The following is a 23,374-nucleotide window of genomic DNA, read 5'->3' as shown; positions in this document are numbered from 1 at the left end:
GGGTATGCGGGGGATATTCCAACGCCTGGTTCCGGGGAGAGCGGACCGGGCCACCAGGCACGGAGCGGGCATCCGGACCGGCGTCCGCTGGAAGCTGAGCGCCGCGATCGCGTTCGTCGGCGCGCTCGTGGCGATCGCGCTGAGCCTGGTCGTGCACAACGCGGCGCAGGTGTCGATGCTCGACAACTCGCGCGATCTGGCGGACGAGCGCCTGCTCGTCGCGCAGCGCATGTACGAGTCGGGGCGGACGCAGGCGTTCGGCGTCGAGGTCGACGACCCGGCGATCCCCAAGGACCTGCTGACGAAGGTCGCCGAGGGACGGCGCGCCACCTACGTGGCCGACGGCCCCAGCGGGGTGCCGGACATCTGGGCCGCCGTACCGCTCAAGGACGGTCACGTCCTCTCGCTCCACACCGGTTTCACGGACCGCAACACCGACGTCATGACCGACCTCGACCAGGCGCTGATCATCGGCTCGATCGCGGTCGTCTTCGGCGGCAGCGCGCTCGGTGTGCTCATCGGCGGGCAGTTGTCGCGCCGGCTGCGCAAGGCCGCCGCCGCGGCGAACCGGGTCGCGAGCGGCGACACCGACGCACGGGTGGGGGCCTCCATCGGCGGCGTCCTGCGCGACGAGACCGACGACCTCGCGCGGGCGGTGGACGCGATGGCGGACGCGCTCCAGCAGCGCATCGAGGCCGAGCGCCGGGTGACCGCCGACATCGCGCACGAGCTGCGTACGCCGGTCACGGGGCTGCTGACCGCGGCGGAACTGCTGCCTCCGGGGCGGCCGACCGAGCTCGTCCGGGACCGGGCCCAGGCCATGCGCACCCTCGTGGAGGACGTGCTGGAGGTCGCGCGGCTCGACGGCGCCTCCGAGCGGGCCGAGTTGCAGGACATCCTGCTGGGCGAGTTCGTGTCCCGGCGGGTGGCGGCCAAGGACGCGGACATCGACATCAGCGTCGTGCACGAGTCGGAGGTCACGACGGACCCGCGCCGCCTGGAGCGCGTCCTGTTCAACCTCCTCGCCAACGCGGCCCGGCACGGCAAGCCGCCGGTCCAGGTCACGGTCGAGGGCCGCGTCATCCGCGTACGCGATCACGGCCCCGGCTTCCCGGCCGAGCTCCTCGCCGACGGCCCTAGCCGCTTCCGCACCGGCAGCACCGACCGCTCCGGCCATGGCCACGGCCTCGGCCTCACCATCGCGGCAGGCCAGGCCCGCGTCCTCGGCGCCCGCCTGACCTTCCGCAACATCCGCGCCCCCGGCGCCCCCGACGACGTCCCCGCCGAGGGCGCGGTCGCGGTCCTCTGGCTACCGGAACACGCCCCGACGAACACGGGAAGCTACCCGATGCTGCCGGACTAGGGACGCCTTCAGCCCGTCCGGCGTTCGAGGACGGGTCCTTCGGGCGAACGGGGGTCTGGGGGCGGAGCCCTCAGGGACGGGAAGGGCAGGGGCGGAGGGGGCGAAGAAACGCGCGCCCAGCCCCGTACGGCCACAGACGAAGACCCCCGGGGCGGACAGCGCCGGGGGTCTTCGGACCGAGCAGGAGTGGACGTGACTCAGACGGCCTCTGCAACCGCCCGCTTCGCTCCGGCGGCGTCCCCAGCCGCATCCTCCTCGGCCGGCTTCGGCGCCCCCGCACCCTTGAGCGGGACCTCCTTGACGAACACGGCGGCCACCAGCGAGGCCACGGCCACGATCGCGCCCAGCAGGAACGCGGAGTGCGTACCGGAGGACACCGCGAACTGGTACGCCTCACGCGCCGCGGCCGGCAGCTTCGCCAGGCTCGCCGCGTCGAGCTGCGCGGACTGCTCGGTCACCTTGGACCCGATGGCCCCGGCCCGCTCGGACATCACGTCCTGCACCCGCTGGTTGAACAGCGCGCCCATGATCGCGACGCCGAAGGAGGAGCCGAGCGTACGGGCGAGCGTGGTCGTGGAGGACGCCACGCCCATGTCCCTCATCTCGACGCTGTTCTGCGCCACCAGCATGGTGATCTGCATCAGGCAGCCCATGCCCGCGCCGAGCACGGCCATGTAGACCCCGGAGGTGAGCCGGGTCGTGTCGGTGTCCATCTGCGAGAGCAGGAACAGACCCACCGCCATCAGCGCACTGCCGGCGACCGGAAAGACCTTGTAGCGCCCGGTGTTGGTGGTGACCCGCCCGGCCACCATCGACGTGACCAGCATCGCGCCGAGCATCGGGAGCAGCAGCAGACCGGAGTTGGTCGCGGACGCGCCCTGCACCGACTGCTGGTACAGCGGCAGGAAGAGCGTCGCACCGAACATCACGAAGCCGGTGATGAAGCCGATGATCGACATCAGCGTGAAGTTGAGGCTGCGGAAGATGTGCAGCGGCACGACCGGCGCGGCGGCCTTGGTCTGCACGAACACGAACCCGACGAGCGCGACGACACCGATCGCGATGAGCTCCATGATCCGGGCCGAGCCCCAGGCGTACTCGCTGCCGCCCCAGGTGGTGACGAGGACGATGGCCGTGATGCCGATGGTCAGCAACCCGGCGCCCAGATAGTCGATCCGCCCCTCGACCCGCTTCTTCGGCAGGTGCAGGACGACACTGATCGCGATGAGCGCGACGACACCGAGCGGCAGGTTGATGTAGAAGGACCAGCGCCAGCCCCAGTGGTCGGTGATGGTGCCGCCGACGAGCGGCCCGGCGATCATGGCGAGCGCCATCACGCCGGCCATCATTCCCTGGTACTTGCCGCGCTCACGCGGCGGAATCAGGTCCCCGATGATCGCCATGACGCCGACCATCAGACCACCGGCGCCGAGCCCCTGAATGGCACGGAACCCGATGAGCTGCCCCATGTCCTGGGCCATTCCGCTCAGCGCGGACCCGATCAGGAAGATCACGATCGAGGTCATGAAGGCGCCCTTGCGCCCGTACATGTCGCCGAGCTTGCCCCAGATGGGGGTGGAGGCCGCGGTCGCGAGGGTGTACGCCGTCACCACCCACGACAGGTGCTCGAGTCCGCCCAGTTCGCCGACGATCGTCGGCATCGCGGTGCCCACGATCATGTTGTCGAGCATCGCCAGCATCATCGCGACCATCAGCGCGAACAGGACCACGCGCACACTGCGTGGCTGTTTCTCGGGCTCTGCCGCCACTCCGGTGTTGTCCGCCATCATTCCCACTCCCCTAGGTACAGCTGCCCGTCGGCTACTTACTTGCCGCCCGGCAAGTTGACTACACTGGGAAAGTAGCCTCGCAACTAGCCGGGCGTCAAGTAAGTTTTGCTGGGCTTTACCAGTCGGGCGACAGGTAAGTTTTCAGGGAGCGCGAGGAGCACGAGAATGGGCGGCACCATGGACGGCACCAAGCGACAGCGCCGCGGCGACACCCGCCAGCGCATCCAGGACGTGGCCCTCGACCTCTTCTCCGAGCAGGGCTACGAGAAGACCTCGCTGCGCGAGATCGCCGAGCACCTCGACGTCACGAAGGCCGCGCTCTACTACCACTTCAAGACCAAGGAAGAGATCCTCATCAGCCTCTTCCAGGACCTGACGCGCCCGCTGGACGAGCTGATCGAGTGGGGCGGGCGGCAGCCGCACAACCTGGAGACCAAGAAAGAGGTCCTGCGCCGGTACAGCGAGGCCCTCGCCGGCGCGGTCCCCCTCTTCCGCTTCATGCAGGAGAACCAGGCGACCGTACGGGAACTGAGCATCGGCGAGACGTTCAAGGACCGTATGCACAGCATGCTCGACATCATCAAGGAGCCGGAGTCACCGCTGACCGACCAGGTCCGCTGCGTCAGCGCGCTCTTCACGATGCACGCCGGGATGTTCGTCCTCAGAGACGTCGAAGGCGACCCCGAGGACAAGCGCAAGGCCGTCCTGGAGGTCGCGATCGATCTGGTGACGCAGGCGCACGGAGACGCCGCCACTTCCTAGGCGGCTCTCCGGGGGCCGTCGGGGCCCGTCCCGACTAGACCGAGACGCCCTTGGCGCGCAGGAAGGCGACAGGGTCGACGGCGGACCCGTAGTTGGCGGTCGTACGGATCTCGAAGTGCAGGTGGGGGCCGCTGGAGTTGCCGGTGCTGCCGGACAGCGCGATGGTCTGGCCGGTGGCGACGACCTGGCCGACCTTCACCTTGATCTTCGACAGGTGGGCGTACTGCGAGTAGGTGCCGTTGCCGTGCTTGATGACGATGGCGTTGCCGTACGCGGGACCGTCACCGGCGCCGTTGCCGCCGGCCTTGACGACGGTGCCGCCGTGCGCGGCGAAGACCTTGGTGCCGGTGGCCACGGCGAAGTCCTGCCCGGAGTGGGTGGACGACCACATGTTGCCGGCCTGGGCGAAGCTGGCGGACAGGGTGTACTTCTTCACCGGGTCGACCCAGGTCGCCTTCGCCGCCGCGGGCTTCGCGGCGGCCTTCACCTGCGTGACGCTCGCCGCGGTGACAGCTCCGCCGCTGCTCGCGGCTGCCGCGACCCCGGCACCCAGCACGACCGAGGCGCCGAGACCGACGGTCAGGACGGCCGCCCGGGTGCGGAGCAGGGACGTACGGGAGGGACGGGACGTGGCGCGCTTCGACATGGAGACCTCACGGAGACGGGGACAGGAAGCCCACCCGCCGCGAACACTCCCGCCGGATGGACAACCCCTTGGTAACCCGCACCCCCGCCCGCCCTCAAACACGCCTTCTACGATGAAAGGTCGTACTTGACACCGAAACTTCCTCGTCCTTGACAGACGCCCCGTCCCGTAGCGAAACCTCCGCATTTTTTACTCGGAAGACCGGTTTAACACCACTTAGAGCGGTCGGATCCCGGGGGAGCCCGCGCAGCCCCCTCCCCCTACTCCGGACATCGGACGTCGCATTGCCACCCCAACCCATAGGTCCGATTTGTCCATCAGAACGCTCCAACTATTCCCGCTAGTAACGGACAAATCGCCTGTGCGTCATGTCACCGGCCACCGAGATCCACACCCCCCGAAATGTGACGGGGCCTACTCTCGGCGAGGGCGCGGCCGGGAAACCCCTCCCGGCTCTTCCAACTCCCGCAAAGCCGGCCGTCCCGGCCTCACCACCCCGTAAAATCCGACTGCTTGCACCACGCCTGACAGGTCCGGGGGGATCATGACCGCCACTTCACCGCGCGCCACCACCGACCTGGACGGCATAGACCTCGCCGACGCCATCGCCTCGGTCCGTGATCAGCTCATCGAGGCCGCGACACGGGCGACGGATCAGCCCGTGACCTTCGAGGTCGGCGCCATCGAGATGGAATTCGCTCTCGAACTGCGCAAGGAGGCGGCGGGGAGCGGCAAGGTCAGAGCCTGGGTCGTCGAGGCGGGAGCCGACGTCTCACGCGCGACGAGCCGGACACACCGGGTCGCGTTCACCCTCACACCACGCGACGCGCGCACCGACGGCCCGTGGCAGGTCGGCAACGACCGGCAGGGCAGCACCTCGGCGTTCGGCCAGGTACCCAACCCTCCCGCGGGTCGATGACCCCGGCCGCCGGCCCGGCCGACCGGGCGGTGGTCGTACTGGGGCAGACACAGGGCAGCGGAGTCGCGCTCAACGGCCGCCTGGTCCTCACCTGCGCCCATGTCGTCGGCACCGGCGACACCGTCGAGATCGCCCACCCCGGTCGCCCAAAACCGATCGGCGCCGAGGTCGTATGGCGCGACCCCCGCCTGGACGCCGCGCTGCTGATCGCGGACGCCGACCTGCCCTGTGCCTCCCACGTCCGCGTCGGCCATCTGGACACCGCCCGGCCGCTGCCGCAGTGCGAGGCCATCGGCTACCCGGACATCCAGCGCCGCGGCCCTGAAGGTCATCTCGCCTCCGACCAGTACACAGGCACCGTGCTGCCGGCCGCGGGCCGCCCCCGCTCCGTCCTCACCTTCGCCTTCGACCAGCCGCCCGCCGCCGAACCCCCCGACGGCCGCTCCCCACTCGCCGGCATGTCCGGAGCCCCCGTCTTCGCGGGCGACGTCCTGCTCGGCATCGTCACCGGCATCCCCCGGGGCCGCGCTCACCTCCGCGCCGAGGGCACCCTCATCAGCGACCTGACACAGATGCCGTACGACCTGCCGCACAGCGAGCCGATCAGCCACCACCACCTGCTGGACCACCAGTACGAGACCGAGTACGCGCGTGCCGTCGGCGCCGCCTACCGCAACACCAAGGTCTTCGGCCTCGACGACCTCACCCGCCGCGAATCCGAATGGGACCTGGACACCGCGTATCTGAGCCTGGAGGCGGCGACCCGCGTCTCCGAGACCGATGCGCGCAACCTCAGCACCACCACCACGCGGCAGGGCTCGTCCCGGACGGACCGCACCCCGCAGCGCGTCGACACCCTGCTGTCCACCCGTCACCGCGTCCTGCTCCGTGGTGACGCGGGCGCAGGCAAGACCACCCTGATCTGGTGGCTGGCCGCGCACGCCGCCGCCGGCACACACGGCCCCGGTCTGGCCGAGCTCAACGGTTTCGTCCCCCTCGTCGTCCCCCTGCGGACCCTGCGCGCCCATCGTGCCGACTTCCCTCCCCCGTCCCAACTCCCTTACGCCGCACGGCTGGTGATCGAAGAGCCACCGGAGGGATGGGTGGGCCGGGTACTGCGCGCGGGACGGGCCCTGCTGCTCGTCGACGGCCTGGACGAGGTCCCGCAGGCCGACCGGGAGGAAGCGCACCACTGGCTGTCCACCTTGCTGCGGCACTATCCGGACACACGCTGCGTGGCCACCGTGCGCCCTCTCGCCGTCGAGTCCGACTGGCTCGAGTCGGAGGGGTTCGAGGAGTTACGCCTCCTGCCGATGCGCGACGAGGACATCCAGATCTTCACCAGGGCCTGGCACCGCGCCGCCCGCCTGAACGACGACGACCACGACCTGCTGCGCGAACTGGAAGCGGACCTGTCCCAGCAGTTCCGCCACAACCCCGCCCTCAGCGACCTGGCCCGCACCCCGCTCCTCTGCGCGGTGATCTGCGCCCTCCACCGGCGCCTTCAGGGCTTTCTGCCGGAGACCCGCTTCAAGCTGTACCAGTCGGCCCTGGAGATGCTCCTCGGCAACCGCGACAAGCGCCGCCGGGTGGCGGCACCCGACGGCATCGCCATGTCCGTCGAGGAGCATCACCAGATCCTCCAGCGCATCGCGGTCTGGCTGATCCGCTGCGGCCAGGCCGAGTTCACCCGCGCTCAGGCCCGCCCCCAGCTCGAAGCCGCCCTGGCGGGCATGGAACGCGTACGGGGCCAGGGCACCGCCGAGGCCGTCTTCACCCACCTGCTCAACCGCTCGGGCCTGCTCCAGGAAAGCGCGGAGGATTCCTACCAGTTCATCCACCGCACCTTCCAGGACTATCTCGCCGCGAAGGAACTCGTCGAGAGCGGCTCCCTGAACGAACTCGTCCGCAACGCCGACGACGAGTTGTGGCAGGACGTCGTCCTGATGGCGTCGGGCCACTGCCGCCGCGAAATACGGGAGTTGCTCACCGGACTCCTCTCCAAGGCGGATGCCCTGTCACCTTCCGATCCGCTGCGCACCCGGCTCCTGGTCCTCTCCGCTCTCTGTTCCGAGCACGCGGCGTGGCTGGAGACAGACCTGCGGGACCGGATCCGCGACCACATCACCGATCTCGTCGCGTCCTACACCTCCGGCGTCACCGCCGGACAGTCCGACCAACTGGCCCGGCTCGGCCCCTACGTCCTGTCGTTCCTGCCCTCCGCCGACGAGCTGGAGGACACCCAGCAGTACCGGGTCGCCCATCTGGTGGGCAAGGTCGGCGGCTCCGAGGCCATCCCCCACGCCCGTCACTTCGCCACGCATCCTCGCACCAGCACTCCGGCCATCTCGAGGCTCATCGAGATGTGGGACAACTTCCCCGCCGAGGAGTACGCGCGCGAGGTCCTCGGACATGTACGTCACCTGGCCGCTCGCCCTCTGCCGGTGACCACCAAGGAGCAACTGTCCCTGCTGCGGCTGCTGCCCGGTGCCAGCAACCTCCGGCTCACCGGCCCCTTCTCCTCCAAGGAGATCCAGGCGGCCCGGCTCCCGGAGGTCCGGAAACTGTCGCTGCTCAGAATGCCCGTCCTGGAGGACCTGGCCTTCCTCGGCGATCAGGCGGAGTCGCTCAGCTCGCTGAGTCTCTCGTCCTGCCCCTCGCTCACCGACATCTCGTCCCTGACCCGGATGTCCGCCCTGCGCTCCATCGAGCTCCACCTCCAGCATCTGCCGTTCGACGCCCTGGAGTACGTGCGGTCCGTGCCCGGACTCAAGTCCCTGACGCTCGTCGCCGGCCACCTCACCGCGGTCGCGTCCATCCCCGTCCACCCGACCGTCACCCACCTCAAGCTCACCGTGGCACGGCTGATGGACACGACGGGCCTCGAGGCATGGGGATCCCTGACCGACATCACCCTGCCGTTCCCGCTGTACCTCACCGAATTCTGGGACTGCCTGCGCGAGATGGACCGGATCACCCGAGTCGACACATCGGTTCATTCGCTGTCGGACCTGCGCCATCTGCTTCCGCTGCCCCAGGTCACGAGTGTCCGGCTCACCGGGGTCGTGGACTGCGGCGACATCGGCGTACTGCTGTCGGTGTTCCCGGCGCTCTCCTGTCTGTCGCTGGCCCTTCTCCCGGAAGGGCGCGGCGGACAGACGGATCTACGCCCGCTGCACGCACGGCCGGACCTCCGGGTGTCCCTCTCCAGCGCCTCCCCGCTGCGCGTCACCGGTGGCGAACCCTTCGGCATCGCGGCCGACGGAACGAAGCGCTGACACACCGGGGGCCGGCACGGCGAAAGGGGCCGCCCCGGAACCGAAGTCCCGGGGCGGCCCCTTTCAGGCGAGCGCCGAAGCGGCTACGCCTCCTTGCTCAGGTTGGGACCGGCCCCACCCGCGGCCTGCTCGATCGGCGGGACGTCGGGGAGGGCGGACTTCTCCTCGCCGCGGAAGGTGAACTTCTTCGCGTCACCCTCGCCCTCCGTGTCGACGACCACGATCTGGCCGGGGCGCAGCTCGCCGAAGAGGATCTTCTCGGAGAGCAGGTCCTCGATCTCGCGCTGGATCGTCCGGCGCAGCGGCCGGGCGCCCATCACGGGGTCGTAGCCCTTCTTCGCGAGGAGCGACTTGGCGGTCGGGCTGAGCTCGAGGCCCATGTCCCGGTCCTTCAGCCGCTCGTCCACCTTGGCGATCATGAGGTCGACGATCTGGATGATGTCTTCCTCGGTGAGCTGGTGGAAGACCACCGTGTCGTCGACACGGTTCAGGAACTCGGGGCGGAAGTGCTGCTTCAGCTCCTCGTTGACCTTGACCTTCATGCGCTCGTAGTTGCTCTTGACGTCACCCGCGGCGGCGAAGCCGAGGTTGAAGCCCTTGGAGATGTCCCGGGTGCCGAGGTTGGTCGTCATGATGATGACCGTGTTCTTGAAGTCCACGACCCGGCCCTGGGAGTCGGTCAGGCGACCGTCCTCCAGGATCTGGAGAAGCGAGTTGAAGATGTCCGGGTGGGCCTTTTCGACCTCGTCGAAGAGAACCACCGAGAACGGCTTCCGACGCACCTTCTCCGTCAGCTGGCCACCCTCTTCGTAGCCCACGTAACCGGGGGGCGAACCGAAGAGACGCGACACCGTGTGCTTCTCGCTGAACTCCGACATGTCGAGGGAGATCAGCGCGTCCTCGTCGCCGAAGAGGAACTCCGCGAGGGTCTTCGACAGCTCGGTCTTACCGACACCCGAGGGGCCGGCGAAGATGAACGAACCACCGGGACGCTTCGGGTCCTTCAGACCCGCTCGCGTACGACGGATCGCCTGCGAGAGCGCCTTGATGGCGTCCTTCTGGCCGATGACCCGCTTGTGGAGCTCGTCCTCCATGCGCAGCAGACGCGAGGACTCCTCCTCGGTGAGCTTGAAGACCGGGATGCCGGTGGCCGTGGCGAGGACCTCGGCGATCAGCTCGCCGTCGACCTCGGCGACGACGTCCATGTCGCCGGCCTTCCACTCCTTCTCCCGCTTGGCCTTGGCGGCCAGGAGCTGCTTCTCCTTGTCGCGGAGGGAGGCGGCCTTCTCGAAGTCCTGCGAGTCGATCGCGGACTCCTTGTCGCGGCGCACGCCCGCGATCTTCTCGTCGAACTCCCGGAGGTCCGGCGGAGCGGTCATCCGGCGGATGCGCATCCGGGAACCGGCCTCGTCGATCAGGTCGATCGCCTTGTCCGGGAGGAAGCGGTCCGAGATGTACCGGTCGGCGAGCGTCGCCGCCTGCACCAGTGCCTCGTCCGTGATGGAGACGCGGTGGTGGGCCTCGTAACGGTCGCGCAGGCCCTTGAGGATCTCGATCGTGTGGGGGAGGGAAGGCTCCGCCACCTGGATCGGCTGGAAGCGGCGCTCGAGGGCCGCGTCCTTCTCGAGGTGCTTGCGGTACTCGTCGAGAGTCGTCGCACCGATGGTCTGCAGCTCGCCGCGGGCCAGCATCGGCTTCAGGATCGAAGCCGCGTCGATGGCGCCCTCGGCGGCACCCGCACCGACGAGCGTGTGCAGCTCGTCGATGAACAGGATGATGTCGCCGCGGGTGCGGATCTCCTTGAGGACCTTCTTGAGGCGTTCCTCGAAGTCACCGCGGTAGCGGGAGCCGGCGACCAGCGCGCCGAGGTCCAGGGTGTAGAGGTGCTTGTCCTTGAGGGTCTCGGGCACCTCGCCCTTGACGATGGCCTGGGCGAGGCCCTCCACGACGGCGGTCTTGCCGACGCCGGGCTCACCGATCAGGACCGGGTTGTTCTTCGTACGACGGGACAGCACCTGCATGACCCGCTCGATCTCCTTCTCGCGCCCGATGACCGGGTCGAGCTTGGACTCACGAGCGGCCTGGGTGAGGTTCCGGCCGAACTGGTCGAGGACCAGGGACGTGGAGGGGGTGCCCTCGGCAGGACCGCCACTGGCGCCGGCGGTCTCCTTGCCCTGGTATCCGGAGAGCAGCTGGATGACCTGCTGCCGCACCCGGTTGAGATCGGCACCCAGCTTGACCAGGACCTGGGCGGCGACGCCCTCGCCCTCACGGATCAGGCCGAGCAGGATGTGCTCCGTGCCGATGTAGTTGTGGCCCAGCTGAAGAGCTTCGCGGAGCGAGAGCTCCAGCACCTTCTTGGCACGGGGGGTGAAGGGGATGTGCCCGGACGGGGCCTGCTGACCCTGCCCGATGATCTCCTCCACCTGCTGGCGGACCGCCTCGAGCGAAATCCCGAGGCTCTCCAGTGCCTTAGCGGCGACACCCTCACCCTCGTGGATCAGGCCCAGGAGGATGTGCTCGGTGCCGATGTAGTTGTGGTTGAGCATCCGGGCTTCTTCCTGAGCCAGGACGACAACCCGCCGCGCGCGGTCGGTGAACCTCTCGAACATCGTTAATCGCTCCTCAGAGCGGTCAGGCAGTAAGGGGACGCTCCCCTCCCTGTCCTTCCGCAGCTTAGTCCCGCAAGCAGGGACCGCTCATTCCAACTGCCGACACCGTCCTTGGCCTCCTGACCCCGAACGCCGACATCTGCTCCAACCTGATGGTGCGAGACGATGTTCCCGCAGGCCAGGCAGATACCCTCACTGGCTGTACGCCGATGGCGAACGTGAGATGCCCGAGCCATGCGTGTCGCCCCTCCCACTAGGGATGTCTTACCCGCACGCACTGACAGTCCATGCCGCGCGCGCCGGTTCCCTCCGCTACGGGCGAACAACTTCGCGCCGCCCATCGCCCCCGCACGCCCCCGCTTCCCGGACTCTGTGCGCCTGCCGGAACACCCAGCGTAACTCCGGAGCCGTTCCGGCTGTTGCTCTTGGCATGGTTCCCACCGTTCCCCATCCCCGTCGGCCGCTCGACCGGAGCGATCCGGTGCGGCGCTGGTACGAGAACGAACTCGGCTGGGCGACAGTGCCCGGCACTCCTCTACAACTGGTCACCGGCCTGCGCTTCGATGTCCTGGACGTGCCGGCGGAGGCGGGGTACGCGGCGCTGCGGCATCTGGGCCCGGGCTCTCCGGTGGTGCTGCACGGAGGCCACGGAGCGCGTGCGGGGCGGATGCGGTTCCTGGTCGCCGCGGGGAGCGCGGACGAGTTGCCGGGGCTGCTCGACTGGCTCGAGTGGGGCGCCCTCACGCTGGACATCGGGGCGATCGGCGCGGGCGGCAGCATCGAGGCGCCGCGGCCACCGGGGAGGGCGGGGATCACACCGCCGCCGGGCCTGGGCGTCTCACAGGGGGCCGGTGGAGGCGAAGCGGAGTTCCGGGAGGCCCATGGGGAGGCCAGTCCACAGGGGGCCGCTGTCTGGCTGCGGCCCCCCGAGCCTGGGTGCGAGGTCGAGTCCTCGCTGCCGAGCATGTCGGCGCTGCCGGAACTGCCGGCCGTGGGGGGCGTTGGGGGCGCCCCCGATCTCGTACGACTCGTCGACACGATGGCGACACAATGCCACCGGGTCCGGCTGCGGCGCGTGAGCGCTCAGCCGTTGGCCTTCTCGTAGGCCTCACGAATAGTCGCGGGAACTCGGCCGCGGTCATTGACCTCGAAGCCGTTCTCCTTGGCCCACGCGCGGATCTGCGCGGTGTCCTGGCTGCCACCGGAAGCGACGCGGGCCTTTCCGCGGGCACCCGAAGCGCGCCCTCCGGTACGGCGACCGCCCTTCACGTAGGCGTCGAGAAGGCCACGGAGCTTGTCCGCATTGGCAGTCGTGAGATCGATTTCGTACGTCTTGCCGTCCAACGCGAACGTCACGGTCTCGTCCGCCTCGCCACCGTCGAGGTCGTCGACAAGAAGGACCTGAACCTTCTGTGCCACGGGATTTCCTTTCATCGATAACTTCAGAGCCGGGGGCTACGGCGGTTGCCGCTGTTTCACGGCCCCTGTTATATGCAGTACTGCAGTACGTCGGAAAGCAAACCGCTTTTGCTGGAAAAACACAAACCCCTGGCGGAGACTCACGGGGCACAAGCAGACCGGAAACGTGCGCGTTTCGGACATAGGGACCCCGCGCGGGGCGTTCAACCGGAATAGTTGTCGGGCGATCACAGATGCAGAAGCATCCGGCTGTTGCCCAAGGTGTTCGGTTTCACTCGTTCGAGACCGAGGAACTCCGCCACGCCCTCGTCATAGGAACGCAGTAGCTCGGCGTAGACATCGGTGTCAACGGGTGTCTCACCGATCTCCACGAAGCCGTGCTTCGCGAAGAAGTCCACTTCGAAGGTCAGACAGAAAACTCGGCGAACACCGAGCCAACGGGCGGTCTGGAGCAACTTCTCCAGCAACTGATGACCGACGCCGACGCCCTTGAGCGAGGGGTTCACGGCGAGAGTGCGCACTTCCGCGAGGTCTTCCCACATCACGTGGAGCGCACCGCAGCCGACGACCTCGGCGTTGTCGTCCCGTTCCGCGACCCAGAACTCCTGGATGTCCTCGTAAAGAGTCACCGTCGCTTTGTCGAGCAGGATGCGCTGTCGGACGTTCGCGTCAAGGAGTCGGCGCACGGCCGTGACATCGCCGGTCCTGGCACGCCGGACGGTGATGGCTTTTGCGCTGGCTTCGGGACGCTCTGACGGAAGCTTCGCCGGAAGCTCCGCGGGATGCTCTGCTGGCATGTGCGGACGCTATCGCCCGCTGTCGTCCCGGCCGGAGCCGGGGTTCTCACCGACCGGGTTCTGCGTCTCGGGCGTTTCCGGCCCTTGGACCATACGTACGGCGTCGCGCAGCTGATGTCGCTGTTCCTCGCTCATCATGCCGAAGAAGGCGACGAGAGCGGCGGCGGGGTTGTCACTCTGTGACCAGGCGTCGTTCATCAGTGCCGCCGCGTAGGCGGCACGGGTGGAGACCGCCTCATATCGATAGGCCCTGCCTTCGGCTTCCCGGCGCACCCAGCCCTTCTGATGGAGATTGTCCAAAACGGTCATCACCGTGGTGTAGGCGATGGACCGTTCCTGCCGAAGGTCTTCCAGGACTTCCCGAACGGTCACCGGGCGGTTCCACTTCCACACCCGCGTCATGACCGAGTCTTCGAGTTCTCCCAATGGGCGAGGCACAGTTCAGAACAATAGTGGGACATAGGCAACAAAAAGGGCGTACGACTCGAAAAACGCATGAGTCGTACGCCGATGAGTGTCCCGGCGGGGCCGGGTGCTCAGTTCTCGGTGCTCCGCGGGGTCTGCCGGGCGCTGTCCGCGCGCGCGAGGGCGGCGTCGACGACCGCGTCCTCCTTGGCCTTGTTGGCCCCGCCCTGGCTCTTCACGATCGTCACGATCAGTCCGACGAAGAACGCGGCCATCACTACGGGGGGCACGAGCGCGGAGACATAGTCCATGCCTCCAGGGTAGCTACCCCGCCGCGAGCTGTTGAGGGGGGTTCGCCGGTGGTGGCGCGGGCTTGCGCTTCGGGGGGAAGACCTCGCCCGGGGTGGGGATGGGGCGTTCCGGGTGCGGGTTCTTGGCCGGAGGGCTCGACTGCGGCCGGGTGGTCGGCCTGTCCGCGGGCTTCCCGGCGCTCTCGTCGGAGGCCAGGCCGCCGACGAGCGCGAGGAGGCGGGTGCGGGACGACGGGAGGGCGCGGACCGCCGGGCGGGCGCGTACGTCCCGCTCGGCGAGCGCCCGGCAGTGGGCCAGGAGGCGGGCCGCGGTGGTGTTGCCGCGCAGGGCGCGGAGCGCGGCGAGGTCGTCGGGGTTCGGGCGGTAGCCGTTGCCGAGCGTCTCCTCCAGGAGCAGGAGGTAGCCGGCCGCCGTGCCGGGCAGGGCCGCCCGGTAGCGGGCCAGGTCGGCCACCAGGAAGGCCCGGAGTCTGGCCCCCTCACGGGCCGCCTCGTCGACGGACTCGGCGAGGCGTAGGCAGGCCTGGAGGTCCTCGGCCGAGACGGGGCTGGGATTGAGGGCGAGGTCGAGGGCGCGACGGAGCACACACAGCTCCTCCGCACCGAACGCCAGGCCGCCGCGGGATCCGTATGGCGTGGGCATGCGGCGACGATACGCGCTAATCAGACAAAACGCGCATAGCGGGTGAGTGTGGCGCGTCTTTCGCCTCCACGGCGACGAAGGAGCCGCCGCGGGCGATTCCCGGGCCCGGTGAAGGCGGCCTGCCGGGGACCTACGTGCGCGACACGTTCCGCTCGTACACCAGCCGCAGCCCGATCAGCGTCAGCCACGGCTCGTGCTCGTCGATGACCGACGCCTCGCCGAGGACCATCGGGGCCAGGCCGCCGGTGGCGATGACGGTGACGTCGTCGGGATCGTCGGCGAGCTCGCGGGCCATGCGGTTGACCACGCCGTCGACCTGGCCGGCGAAACCGTAGATGATGCCCGACTGCATGGCCTCGACGGTGTTCTTGCCGATGACGGTCCGCGGGCGGGCGATCTCGATCTTGCGGAGCTGGGCGCCCTTGACGCCGAGGGCCTCGACGGAGATCTCGATGCCCGGAGCGATCACACCTCCCGTGTACTCGCCGCGCGCGGACACCGCGTCGAACGTCGTCGCCGTACCGAAGTCCACGACGATCGCGGGCCCCCCGTAGAGCTCGACCGCCGCGACCGCGTTGATGATGCGGTCGGCGCCGACCTCCTTGGGGTTGTCCATCAGGATCGGGACGCCGGTCTTGATGCCCGGCTCGACCAGTACGGCGGGCACGTCGCCGTAGTAGCGGCGCGTCACCTCGCGCAGCTCGTGCAGGACGGACGGGACGGTGGAGCAGATGGCGATGCCGTCGATGCCGTCGCCGAGCTCCTCGCCGAGCAGCGGGTGCATGCCCATCAGGCCCTGGAGGAGCACGGCCAGCTCGTCCGCGGTGCGGCGGGCGTCCGTGGAGATGCGCCAGTGCTCGACGATCTCCTCGCCGTCGAAGAGGCCGAGGACGGTGTGCGTGTTGCCGACGTCGATCGTGAGCAGCATGGTTCCTATGCCGCCTCGTCCGTCGACGCCTCGCGCAGGTCGAGGCCGATGTCCAGGATCGGCGAGGAGTGCGTGAGGGCGCCCACCGCCAGGAAGTCGACGCCGGTCCTGGCGTACGCCCCGGCGTTGCCGAGGGTGAGGCGGCCGGAGGCCTCCAGGAGCGCGCGGCCGTCCACGAGGGCGACGGCCTCCTCGCACTCGGCGGGCGTGAAGTTGTCCAGCAGGATCAGGTCGGCGCCCGCGTCCAGGACCTCGCGCAGCTGGTCCAGGGTGTCGACCTCGACCTCGATCGGCACGTCCGGGAAGGCCTCGCGCACGGCCTTGAAGGCCTGGGAGACGCCGCCGGCGGCGATCACGTGGTTGTCCTTGACCAGCGCCGCGTCCGAGAGTGACATGCGGTGGTTGACCCCGCCGCCGCAGCGCACCGCGAACTTCTCCAGCGAGCGCAGGCCCGGTGTCGTCTTGCGGGTGTCGCGCACCCGGGTGCCGGTGCCCTCCAGAGCGTCCGCCCACGCGCGCGTGGCGGTCGCGATGCCGGAGAGGCGGCACAGCAGGTTCAGCGCGCTGCGCTCGGCCGTCAGGAGGTCGCGGGTGAGCGTGGTGACGGTCAGGAGCTTCTGGCCGGCCTCCACCCGGTCGCCGTCCTCGACGTGCCGCTCGACCTCGAACTCGTCCGTGCAGACCACGGAGATGACCGCCTCGGCCACCCGCAGGCCCGCCACGACACCCGCGTCGCGGGCGGTGAAGTCGGCGGTGGAGACGGCGTCCCCCGGGATGGTCGCGACGGTCGTCACGTCCACGCCGTGGGCCAGGTCCTCCTGGATCGCCACGTTCGCGATGTCCTCGACCTCCAGGGGGTCGAGTCCCGCGTCGGCGAGGAGCTGGACGAGCGCGGGGTCGAGGCCGCAGTCGAGGTACGTCTCGTCCGCCTCGGCGCCGCAGCCGCAGCCGTCGCCGCAGCCACCGCTCTGGAGGAGGGGAAGGTCGGGGGTGCTCACTGCTGTCACTGCTCCTGGGGACGGGTGGCCGACCGGGGCTGCCGGGTCGGGGGGAAGTCTGCTGTGTCGGTGGTGTGTACGGCGAGCGTCCGGTCGGGATTCAGCTGTACGACGATGTGGCGGCGCCAGTCCGTGTCGTCCCGGTCCGCGTGGTCCTCGCGCCAGTGGCAGCCGCGGGTCTCCTCGCGGAGGCGGGCGGCGGTGACCAGGGCCCGGGCCACGCACAGGAGGTTGGTGGCCTCCCAGGTGTCGACGCCGGGCTCGGCGGTCTTGCCGTTCTCGTCGAGGGCGTCGCGGGCGTCCGAGTGCAGCCGGTGCAGCCGGTCGGCCGCCTGGGCCAGGGAGTCGGCCGAGCGCAGGACCCCGGCGCCGTCCGTCATGATCCGCTGGATCGCGAACCGGGCCGCCGCGTCGAGCAGCGGGTGCGCGGGCTTCTGGGGGTGCGGGACCGGCTCGGGCACGCGCGCGTGGAGGCGGTTCTCCTCGTGGCGGGTCGCGATGTCCGCCGCGATGCGCTCGGCGTAGACCAGTCCCTCCAGGAGGGAGTTGGAGGCGAGCCGGTTCGCGCCGTGCACGCCGGTGCAGGCGACCTCGCCGCACGCGTAGAGGCCCGGCACCGTGGTGCGGCCCCGCGCGTCCGTGCGGACGCCTCCGGAGGCGTAGTGGGCGGCCGGGGCGACCGGAACGGGCTCGGTCACCGGGTCGATGCCGTGGGCGCGGCAGGCGGCCAGGATCGTCGGGAAACGGTGCTCCCACATGTCGGCGCCGAAGTGCCTGGCGTCGAGGAACATGTGCTCGGCGTCCTGCTCCTGCATGCGGCGCATGATGCCCTTGGCGACGATGTCCCGGGGCGCCAGTTCCGCTAGCTCGTGCTGGCCGACCATGAAGCGCACGCCGTCCGCGTCGACCAGGTGGGCGCCCTCGCCCCGTACCGCCTCGGAGACGAGCGGCTGCTGGCCCTCCGCGTCCGCGCCCAGGAAGAGCACCGTCGGGTGGAACTGCACGAACTCGAGGTCGGAGACCTCGGCGCCGGCGCGCAGGGCCAGCGCCACGCCGTCGCCCGTCGACACAGACGGGTTGGTCGTCGCGGAGAAGACCTGGCCCATGCCGCCGGTCGCGAGGACCACGGTGGGGGCGTGCACGGCTCCCACGCCGTCGTGCTGGCCCTCTCCCATGACGTGCAGGGTCACACCCGCGGTGCGGCCGTCGGCGTCCGTGAGGAGGTCCAGGACGAGCGCGTTCTCGACCGTACGCAGTCCACGCGCGCGTACCGCCTCGACGAGCGCCCGGGAGATCTCGGCGCCGGTCGCGTCGCCGCCCGCGTGCGCGATGCGCCGGCGGTGGTGGCCGCCCTCGCGGGTCAGTTCCAGGGCGCCCTCGGCGGACTCGTCGAAGTGGGCGCCGGTCTCGATGAGGCGGCGTACGGCGTCGGGGCCCTCGGTGACGAGGATGCGTACGGCGCCCTCGTCGCACAGGCCCGCACCGGCCACCAGGGTGTCGTCGAGGTGCTGCTCGGGGGTGTCGCCCTCGCCGAGGGCCGCGGCGATGCCGCCCTGCGCCCAGCGTGTGGAACCGTCGTCCAGGCGGGCCTTGGTGACGACGACGGTCCGCAGGCCCGCCGCCTCGCAGCGGAGGGCGGTGGTGAGGCCCGCGACACCGGAGCCGACGACCACGACGTCGGCGGTGAGGGCCCAGCCGGGGGCGGGCGCGTGCAGTCGTATTCCGGTACCGGTGCTCGTACCGGTACCCGTACCTGTGCCTTTGCCGGTCACGAGGCGGCTCCGAAGGTGAGGGGGAGGTTGTCGATCAGACGGGTGGTCCCGACCCGGGCGGCGACCGCGAGGACCGCCTCGCCGGTGAAGTCCTCGTCGATCTCGGTGAAGTCGGAGGGGTCGACCAGGGCCAGGTAGTCCAGAACCAAGGGCGGCCGCGTCCGGGCCGCCTCGTCCAGGGCGAGGCGGGCCGCCGCGCGGACACCGACGGGTCCGCCGGGGACGGCCTTGGCCATGGCGTGCGCGTCGGCCGCCGCGCGGGACTCGCCGATCGCGCTGAGGGCCTCGGCACGCGCGCGCGTGGCGGGCACTTCGCGGGCTCGCGCGCGCAGGGCCTCCTGGGCGGCGTGCCGGTCGCGGCCCGCGAACAGGGCCCGCGAGAGGGCGAGCGCGGTGCGCCGCTCCTGGGCGGAGAGGTAGCGGTTGCGGCTGGAGAGGGCGAGTCCGTCGTCCTCGCGCACGGTGGGGACGCCGACGACCTCCACGCCGAAGTTCAGGTCGCGCGCCATGCGCCGGATCAGGGCCAGCTGCTGGGCGTCCTTCTGCCCGTACAGCGCCACGTCGGGCCGGGTGAGGTGCAGCAGCTTGGCGACGACGGTGAGCATGCCGTCGAAGTGGCCGGGGCGGGCGGCTCCTTCGAGGCGTTCGCCCATCGGGCCCGCGCTGACACGGACCTGGGGTTCGCCGCCCGGGTAGACCTCGTCCACGGAGGGGGCGAACACCACGTCCGCACCCGCCTCCTCGGCGATCTTGACGTCGGCTTCGAGGGTGCGCGGGTAGCGGTCGAGGTCCTCGCCCGCGCCGAACTGGAGGGGGTTCACGAAGACCGTGACGACCACTTCACCCGCGTCGCCCGCGATCTCCCGGGCGGTGCGGATCAGCGTGGCGTGACCCTCGTGCAGGGCGCCCATGGTCATGACGACCGCTCGGCGGCCGTCGCGCACGCGCGTGTGCAGCTCGTCGGCGGTGCGCAGGAGGGCGGCGGTCATCGGTCGCTCCCGTCGTCGGGCAGGGGCGCCCCGTCGGCGAGCACCCCGAGCAGATCCTCGGCGAGTTCCGGCTTGAGCAGCCCGTGGGCGAGCGCCCGGTCGGCGGTCGCGCGGGCCATCGCGAGGTAGCCGGGGACGGCCTGCGGGGCGTGCTTGCGCAGCTCCGCGACGTGCGCGGCGACCGTGCCCGCGTCCCCGCGCGCGACGGGCCCGGTGAGGGCCGCGTCGCCCGACCTGAGGGCGTTGTCCAGGGCGGCGCCCAGCAGGGGGCCCAGCATCCGGTCGGGGGCGTCCACGCCCGCGGCGCGCAGCAGCTCCATGGACTCGGCGACCAGGGTCACCAGGTGGTTGGCGCCGAGCGCGAGGGCCGCGTGGTAGAGCGGCCGGTTCTCCTCGGCGATCCACTCGGGCTCGCCGCCCATCTCGATGACCAGCGCCTCGGCGGCCAGCCGCAGTTCCTTCGGCGCGGTGACCCCGAAGGAACATCCGACGAGCCGCTGTACGTCGACAGCGGTGCCGGTGAACGTCATCGCGGGGTGCAGCGCGAGCGGCAGCGCGCCGGCCCTGAGCGCCGGGTCGAGCACGTGCGCGCCGTACCGCCCCGAGGTGTGCACGAGCAGTTGCCCGGGCCGCACGGCCCCGGTCTCGGCGAGCCCCTCCACAAGCCCCGGCAAGGCGTCGTCGGGGACGGTCAGCAGCACCAGCTCGGCCCGCTCCATGACCTGGGCCGGGGTCACCACCGGCACATCGGGCAGCAGCTGCGCGGCCCGCCGTACGGACGCTTCGGAGACACCCGAGACGGCCACCGGGCGGTGGCCGGCGAGCTGGAGGGCCGCGGCCAGGGCGGGGCCCACCCGGCCGGCGCCGACGACACCGACGGTCAGCCGCGCGGGGCGGTCCCTGGGGTCTGGCTGTTGGAATGTACTCACTCGACGGCGGCCTTCCCGTTCCAGTCCGCTCGGGGTACCGGACGATTTCTCGTCATGTTAACGCGATTGGCCCGAGAGCCGTTTTCGTTGTCCACAGGCTGTGGGTTTCCGCAGGTCGCGAGAGCGCGGAAATCAAGGTGCCGCGGCGGCCGGGCGCGCGGCATCATCCGGGGATGAGCGATACGGCGGAAGAAGCGACGGAACAGACCGCGGACGAGACGGTGGAGGAGACGGCCGGGACGGCCGATCGGATGCGGGAGCGGCGGGTCGTCGCCTGGCGGGCCGCGCGGCGGGTGCTGTGGCGCCCCAGCCACCAGCGCACGGTCCGCGACCGGCTGACGTGGCTGAACGACGGGGCCGAGGGCGTGTACGACCTCGACCAGCCGGTCGACATGTACGGCGACCGGCTCGTGGAGACCCTGGAGGAGCGGGTCGCGGGCCTGCTCGGCAAGGAGGCCGCCGCCTTCTTCCCCACCGGCACCATGGCCCAGCAGATCGCCCTGCGCTGCTGGGCGGGCCGCACCGGGAACGCGACCGTCGCGATGCATCCGCTCGGTCATCCGGAGGTCCACGAACAGCACGCGTTCAGCCGGGTCAGCGGTCTGCGCCCGGTCCACGTGACGGCCGAGCCCCGGCTGCCGACCGCCGAGGAGGTACGCGACCTCGCGGAGCCCTTCGGCACGCTGATGCTCGAACTGCCGCTCAGGGACGCCGGTTTCGTACTGCCCTCATGGGAGGAGCTGACCGGGGCCGTCGACGCCGCGCGGGAGCGTGACGCGGTGGTGCACTTCGACGGGGCCAGGCTGTGGGAGTGCACCGCACACTTCGGCCGCCCCCTGGACGAGATCGCGGGCCTCGCGGACAGCGTCTACGTGTCGTTCTACAAATCGCTCGACGGCCTCGGCGGCGCGGCGCTCGCGGGCCCCAGGACGCTCATCGACGAGGCGAAGACCTGGCGGCACCGGTACGGCGGCATGATCCTCCAGCAGTTCCCCACCGCCCTCGCGGCGCTCATGGGCCTGGAGCGCGAGCTGCCCCGGCTGCCGGAATACGTGGCCCACGCGCGCGTGGTCGCCGCCGCCCTGCGCGAGGGCTTCGCGGAGGCGGGGGTCCCCTGGGTGCGCGTCCACCCCGAGGAACCGCACACCCACCAGTTCCAGGTCTGGCTGCCCTACGACCACGACGCCCTCGGGGACGCGGCGCTGCGGCAGCTCGAGGAGACGAAGACCGGCGTCTTCGCCCAGGGCTGGGCGCGGGGCGGGCCGGGACTCGCGTACACCGAGGTCACGGTCGCGGGGCCCGGCCTGGAGTGGACGGCCGAGGACGTCAGGGCGGCCGTACGGGACTTCCTGGAGCGGCTGCCCGGCGGGGTCGCCGGCTGACGGCCGCACGGTCGCGGCGAGGTCAGTCGAACCGGATGTGCTTCACTCCGACCCGCAGTTGCCTGAGCCGGGTCCGCACCGCGCCCTCCGTGTTCGGTTCGAGCGTCAGCCCCGCCAGTACGGCGATCCGGTCCGCGGTCCTGGCGACCGTCGTGCGGTCGGTCCACAGGTGCTCGGCGAACTCCGGCCCGCGCAGCCGCTCCAGACAGTGGTCGAGCTGCTGTACGGCCCAACTCTCCCTGCGCAGGGGCGCGTTCTTCCCGGCGACGTACCGCAGCAGGTGCCCGAAGCCGCGCTCACGCAGTCGTCTCAGTACGGTCTCGCGCTCGGCGAGGAGCGCGAAGTGCCGTACGTCGTGGCCCTTTTCGCGCAGCCGCCCGACGGTCTCGCCGAAGTGGCCGAGGTCCGTGATCGTCATAGGGGCGATCACCACGCCGTCGTGCTTGGTGAGGGCCAGGTCGAGGACCTCGTACACCCCGGCCCGCCAGGACGCCAGGTTCCGGAAGTCACCGCGCAGTTCGGGCGGCAGCATGCGTCGCAGGCCGAAGCCGGCCTGTTCCGGGTCGCAGATGACGCTGCCGGGCAGCCGCCGCTGGATCTCGTGTGCGGTCTGCGTCTTGCCGCCCCCGAAAGGGCCGTTGATCCAGAGGAGCATGCGCAGACCCTATTGACATCGTCCCCCTCTTCAAAAGAGGGGGATTCCGGCCCGGGTGAGCCGAGTTCACGGGCACACCCGAGTCCGCTCCGGGGTCAGCCCTGGCCGCCCGCCCGCACCAGCCCCGTCTCGTACGCGAGGACGACGACCTGCACCCGGTCGCGCAGCCCCAGCTTCGTCAGGATGCGCCCCACGTGTGTCTTCACGGTCGCCTCGGACAGCACCAGATGGGCCGCGATCTCCTTGTTGGAGAGGCCCTGCGCGACCAGGATCATGACCTCACGCTCGCGCTCGGTGAGCCGCTCCAGCTCCTTGTGCTGGGGCTGCTGGCCGGCGTGCGGCAGCAGCGGCGCGAAACGGTCGAGCAGCCGCCGGGTGGTGGAGGGCGCGACCACGGCGTCACCGCTGTGCACGGAGCGGATGGCGGCGAGGAGTTCGCCGGGCGGCACGTCCTTGAGCATGAAGCCGGAGGCTCCGGCCTTCAGCCCCGAGAAGGCGTACTCGTCGAGGTCGAAGGTGGTGAGGATCAGCACCTTGGGCGGGTTGGGGTCGGAGCAGATGCGGCGGGTGGTCTCGACGCCGTCCAGCTTCGGCATGCGCACGTCCATCAGCACCACGTCGACCTGGGTCGCCCGCAGCACCTGGAGGGCCTCGACACCGTCACCCGCCTCGGCCACGACCTCCATGTCCGGCTGGGCGGCGAGCACCATCCGGAAACCGGTGCGCAGCAGCACCTGGTCGTCGACGAGCATCACGCGGATCGCCATCGGGGGCCT

Annotated in this window: 21 protein-coding genes; 6 read left to right on the top strand and 15 right to left on the bottom strand. The window is 70.4% G+C overall.

Going from position 1 to position 23,374, the window contains the following annotated elements; translation table 11 throughout:
- The first annotated feature begins 4 nt into the window (after positions 1–4).
- The gene (gene cseC / locus ACIBLC_RS23775; RefSeq protein WP_399213154.1) at positions 5–1,363 is read left to right on the top strand and encodes a two-component system sensor histidine kinase CseC; all 1,359 of its coding nucleotides are present in this window, start codon (positions 5–7) and stop codon (positions 1,361–1,363) included.
- 197 nt (positions 1,364–1,560) lie between these two features.
- Here cseC and ACIBLC_RS23770 read toward each other — a convergent pair whose 3' ends face one another.
- Positions 1,561–3,150 carry an MDR family MFS transporter gene (locus ACIBLC_RS23770; protein WP_399213189.1) on the bottom strand — a complete coding sequence of 530 codons (1,590 nt, stop codon included), beginning with the start codon at positions 3,148–3,150 and terminating at the stop codon, positions 1,561–1,563.
- A 168-nt stretch (positions 3,151–3,318) separates the two neighbouring features.
- Here ACIBLC_RS23770 and ACIBLC_RS23765 point away from each other — a divergent pair, with 168 nt between their 5' ends.
- The gene (locus tag ACIBLC_RS23765; RefSeq protein WP_399213153.1) at positions 3,319–3,915 is read left to right on the top strand and encodes a TetR/AcrR family transcriptional regulator; all 597 of its coding nucleotides are present in this window, start codon (positions 3,319–3,321) and stop codon (positions 3,913–3,915) included.
- A gap of 34 nt (positions 3,916–3,949) precedes the next feature.
- Here the strand turns inward: ACIBLC_RS23765 and ACIBLC_RS23760 are convergent, their stop codons facing one another.
- On the bottom strand, positions 3,950–4,561 hold the full coding sequence (locus tag ACIBLC_RS23760; RefSeq protein WP_399213152.1) for a M23 family metallopeptidase: 612 nt from the start codon (positions 4,559–4,561) through the stop codon (positions 3,950–3,952).
- 544 nt (positions 4,562–5,105) lie between these two features.
- Between ACIBLC_RS23760 and ACIBLC_RS23755 the strand changes: the two genes are divergently transcribed.
- Complete coding sequence (locus ACIBLC_RS23755; RefSeq protein WP_399213151.1) at positions 5,106–5,480, top strand: trypco2 family protein; 375 nt, start codon at positions 5,106–5,108, stop codon at positions 5,478–5,480.
- A complete protein-coding gene (locus ACIBLC_RS23750) occupies positions 5,477–8,758 on the top strand; it encodes an NACHT domain-containing protein (RefSeq protein ID WP_399213150.1) in 3,282 nt (1,093 codons plus the stop codon). The genes ACIBLC_RS23755 and ACIBLC_RS23750 overlap by 4 nt, the downstream gene beginning before the upstream one ends.
- A gap of 83 nt (positions 8,759–8,841) precedes the next feature.
- On the opposite strand, the gene ACIBLC_RS23745 is transcribed toward ACIBLC_RS23750, so the two are convergent.
- Positions 8,842–11,370: an ATP-dependent Clp protease ATP-binding subunit gene (locus ACIBLC_RS23745; RefSeq protein ID WP_399213149.1), complete on the bottom strand. Its 2,529-nt coding sequence runs from the start codon at positions 11,368–11,370 to the stop codon at positions 8,842–8,844.
- 430 nt (positions 11,371–11,800) lie between these two features.
- Between ACIBLC_RS23745 and ACIBLC_RS23740 the strand changes: the two genes are divergently transcribed.
- Positions 11,801–12,475, top strand: coding sequence for an SCO3374 family protein (locus tag ACIBLC_RS23740; protein ID WP_399213148.1), 675 nt, complete (start codon positions 11,801–11,803; stop codon positions 12,473–12,475).
- Here the strand turns inward: ACIBLC_RS23740 and ACIBLC_RS23735 are convergent.
- The 10 genes from ACIBLC_RS23735 to ACIBLC_RS23690 form a co-directional block, all read right to left on the bottom strand.
- The gene (locus ACIBLC_RS23735; protein ID WP_326721505.1) at positions 12,454–12,789 is read right to left on the bottom strand and encodes an Lsr2 family protein; all 336 of its coding nucleotides are present in this window, start codon (positions 12,787–12,789) and stop codon (positions 12,454–12,456) included. The two genes, ACIBLC_RS23740 and ACIBLC_RS23735, sit on opposite strands and share 22 nt — an antisense overlap.
- Before the next feature lie 227 nt (positions 12,790–13,016).
- A complete protein-coding gene (locus tag ACIBLC_RS23730; protein WP_399213147.1) occupies positions 13,017–13,586 on the bottom strand; it encodes an amino-acid N-acetyltransferase in 570 nt (189 codons plus the stop codon).
- Between the two features lie 9 nt (positions 13,587–13,595).
- On the bottom strand, positions 13,596–14,012 hold the full coding sequence (locus ACIBLC_RS23725) for a BlaI/MecI/CopY family transcriptional regulator (RefSeq protein WP_399213146.1): 417 nt from the start codon (positions 14,010–14,012) through the stop codon (positions 13,596–13,598).
- A gap of 110 nt (positions 14,013–14,122) precedes the next feature.
- Positions 14,123–14,302 (bottom strand): hypothetical protein, encoded by a 180-nt coding sequence (locus ACIBLC_RS23720; RefSeq protein ID WP_399213145.1) that lies wholly within the window; start codon positions 14,300–14,302, stop codon positions 14,123–14,125.
- A gap of 13 nt (positions 14,303–14,315) precedes the next feature.
- Entirely contained in the window at positions 14,316–14,945 is a 630-nt protein-coding gene (locus ACIBLC_RS23715; protein WP_399213144.1) for a hypothetical protein, read from the bottom strand.
- 130 nt (positions 14,946–15,075) lie between these two features.
- The gene (locus ACIBLC_RS23710) at positions 15,076–15,873 is read right to left on the bottom strand and encodes a type III pantothenate kinase (protein WP_383681607.1); all 798 of its coding nucleotides are present in this window, start codon (positions 15,871–15,873) and stop codon (positions 15,076–15,078) included.
- 5 nt (positions 15,874–15,878) lie between these two features.
- Positions 15,879–16,871: a carboxylating nicotinate-nucleotide diphosphorylase gene (gene nadC / locus ACIBLC_RS23705; RefSeq protein WP_399213143.1), complete on the bottom strand. Its 993-nt coding sequence runs from the start codon at positions 16,869–16,871 to the stop codon at positions 15,879–15,881.
- Between the two features lie 5 nt (positions 16,872–16,876).
- Complete coding sequence (locus ACIBLC_RS23700; RefSeq protein WP_399213142.1) at positions 16,877–18,643, bottom strand: L-aspartate oxidase; 1,767 nt, start codon at positions 18,641–18,643, stop codon at positions 16,877–16,879.
- Positions 18,640–19,632 carry a pantoate--beta-alanine ligase gene (gene panC / locus ACIBLC_RS23695; protein WP_399213141.1) on the bottom strand — a complete coding sequence of 331 codons (993 nt, stop codon included), beginning with the start codon at positions 19,630–19,632 and terminating at the stop codon, positions 18,640–18,642. The genes ACIBLC_RS23700 and panC overlap by 4 nt, the downstream gene beginning before the upstream one ends.
- The gene (locus ACIBLC_RS23690; RefSeq protein WP_399213140.1) at positions 19,629–20,561 is read right to left on the bottom strand and encodes a Rossmann-like and DUF2520 domain-containing protein; all 933 of its coding nucleotides are present in this window, start codon (positions 20,559–20,561) and stop codon (positions 19,629–19,631) included. Before ACIBLC_RS23690 ends, panC begins: the two co-directional genes overlap by 4 nt.
- A 173-nt stretch (positions 20,562–20,734) precedes the next feature.
- Between ACIBLC_RS23690 and ACIBLC_RS23685 the strand changes: the two genes are divergently transcribed.
- The gene (locus tag ACIBLC_RS23685; RefSeq protein ID WP_399213139.1) at positions 20,735–21,943 is read left to right on the top strand and encodes a threonine aldolase family protein; all 1,209 of its coding nucleotides are present in this window, start codon (positions 20,735–20,737) and stop codon (positions 21,941–21,943) included.
- 22 nt (positions 21,944–21,965) lie between these two features.
- Here the strand turns inward: ACIBLC_RS23685 and ACIBLC_RS23680 are convergent, their stop codons facing one another.
- Both ACIBLC_RS23680 and ACIBLC_RS23675 read right to left on the bottom strand, forming a co-directional pair.
- Positions 21,966–22,598, bottom strand: a complete 633-nt coding sequence (locus tag ACIBLC_RS23680; RefSeq protein WP_399213138.1) for an AAA family ATPase — start codon at positions 22,596–22,598, stop codon at positions 21,966–21,968.
- Between the two features lie 95 nt (positions 22,599–22,693).
- Positions 22,694–23,365 (bottom strand): response regulator, encoded by a 672-nt coding sequence (locus ACIBLC_RS23675; protein ID WP_399213137.1) that lies wholly within the window; start codon positions 23,363–23,365, stop codon positions 22,694–22,696.
- Between the last annotated feature and the right edge of the window lie 9 nt (positions 23,366–23,374).

Source organism: Streptomyces sp. NPDC050535 (assembly GCF_044457665.1).
Taxonomy (GTDB): domain Bacteria; phylum Actinomycetota; class Actinomycetes; order Streptomycetales; family Streptomycetaceae; genus Streptomyces.
This window is presented reverse-complemented; position numbering and strand designations above follow the sequence as displayed.